The 1,969-nt window shown below is 77.6% G+C and carries 1 pseudogene; it reads right to left on the bottom strand.

Annotated features, from left to right (window positions below):
* Positions 1 to 1,057 precede the first annotated feature (1,057 nt).
* Positions 1,058 to 1,969, bottom strand: a pseudogene (locus tag ADL22_RS36155) (hypothetical protein); the annotation flags it as partial.

Here is a 1,969-nt window from a genome sequence, read left to right as displayed (position 1 = left end):
CCCCCACCGCCAGCACAACCCCCACAGCCACCGCCCGAACGCCACCCCTCGCCCCCCGGCTGCTCCTGCCGACGCCCACGGAGCCCCTGCCGCCGAAGGCGTCCCCCCGACTGCCGACACTCCGGCCACCGGTCTCGCCAACCTTGCCGGTGCTCCCGCTGCCGGTCTCGCCGGTGCTCCCGCCGCTGACCTTGCCGGTGCTCCCGGTGCAGGTCTCGCCGATGCTCCCGCCGCCGATCTCCTTGCGAACGCCCCGTCTACGCATCCCGTAACCCTCCCTGGCTCGTCACGCGTCATCCGTCGTCCCAAACCGGGCGCGCCCACCCCTCCGGGCCCGCCTGGCGCCGTGCACTGATCCTGCGATTGCCCGCTTGCGGTGGTGCGGCGGTGCGGTGGTGCGGTGCTGTGCCTGTGGTGCGCCTGCGCGGCTGCTGCGCTGTCGTGCCGTGAGTGCCTGTGTGGTGCTGGTGCTGCCCGGTGGACCTGTGTGGTGCTGGTGCTGCCCGGTGGTGCTCTTGCCGCCGGCCGTGCTGCCGTCGTCCGGCGGTCCTGCTCTCGTCCGTGCGTCCGTGGTGCTCGTGCCGCCCGGCTGCTGTCATCGTCCGGTGGTGCCTGTACGCGGTGGTGCTCAGCGGTGGTCGGCCGCGCCGCCAAACCGCCCGGCGCCGCGCCGCGCCTCCGGGGGCCACCGACCTCCCCGAGGCCACCGACCTGCCCGACTGCCCGAGGCAACGCCCAGCTCCGCGCCACGCCCCGAACCCCGCCCGGTGGGCTCAGGGCTCACCCCATGGGTCACCCCACGTGCGACAGTCCTACGCCCCCGCTACCGGCTCCGCAACACTGCAATCCCCCACAACTCCCCTTTGTGATCCCCCTGTTACGCCCCCACCACCCCACCCGAACCAGCCACAACCAACCCGAACCAGCCACAACCCACGAGCCCCGGAAGTCCGCCCTGCCCCGCCGCCTTGGCCAACAGCCATGGCCCCGGCCGACCCTCGGGCCAACGGTGGTGGCCCCGGCCGACCCCCGGGTCAGCCGGGGCCACCACCGACCCTCAAGCCAGCGGTGGCCCCGCCGGCGCACCTGACGACTGGGCGGCCCGCTGCAACGCGCTGGCCAGCAGCGCCAGGTCCGTTGGTCCATTGCCCAGCTCCCGGAGCGGGCGTCGGGCCGGCGGGTCGCCCATCCGCGCCCACTCCAGAGGCACCACGGTCGGCCGCAGCGTCGACGTACGAGGTATCCGCCCGGTCACCCGGCCCGCCTGGAACGGCGTGGTCGCGCCGTCCGCCGCGCGGTGCAGCCGCCCGCGCCCGGGCGGCACCGGCTCCGAGCCGGCCGGCACCGGGGCGGCCGGCGGGGCGGGCGGGGTCGCGGTGCCCGGTGCGGCGGCGGAGGCGACGCCCGGCGCGACGGCCGTGGCGCCGGGCGTCGCCGCGCCCGTGCCCCCGCTCGCCGCCGCGGGGCTCGTCGCGTCGACGCCCAGCGGCCCGGCATCCAGCGAACCGGCGCCCCGAGAGCTGGCGTCCGCTTGAGCGGCTGGACCGGCGCCCACCGGACCCGCGCCCACCGGACCGGCGCCCACCGGACCGGCGCCCAGCGGGCCGGCGCCCAGCGGCCCGGCGCCCACCGGGCCCGCGATTGACTGCCCGGCGGTTGGCTGTCCGGCGCCCAACTGGACGCGCAGGGTGGCGCGTTCAGCGGTCGCGGTGGCTTCCGTGCGGTCCGGGTGGCCGGTGGCGGCTATCAGGTGGACGCCCAGCGCCACGCCGTCCCGGGCCACTGCCTCCAGCGCGCGCACCACGGAGCCGGCGGCGGGGCGGCCCGTACTGCCCAGGGCCGGCGAGACCAGTGCGTCGAAGTCGTCGACCAGGACGAAGAGGCGGGGCATGGGGGGCCCCGCCGCCTGGGGGCCGGAGCGGGCGGGGGCGGGGGAGTCGCCGGGGGTGGCGGGGGCGGGGTGCTGGGC

Source organism: Streptomyces sp. NRRL F-4489 (assembly GCF_001509485.1).
Classification (GTDB): domain Bacteria; phylum Actinomycetota; class Actinomycetes; order Streptomycetales; family Streptomycetaceae; genus Streptomyces.
Note: the sequence above shows the minus strand (reverse complement) of the source record. Positions and strands in the feature narration are given on the sequence as shown.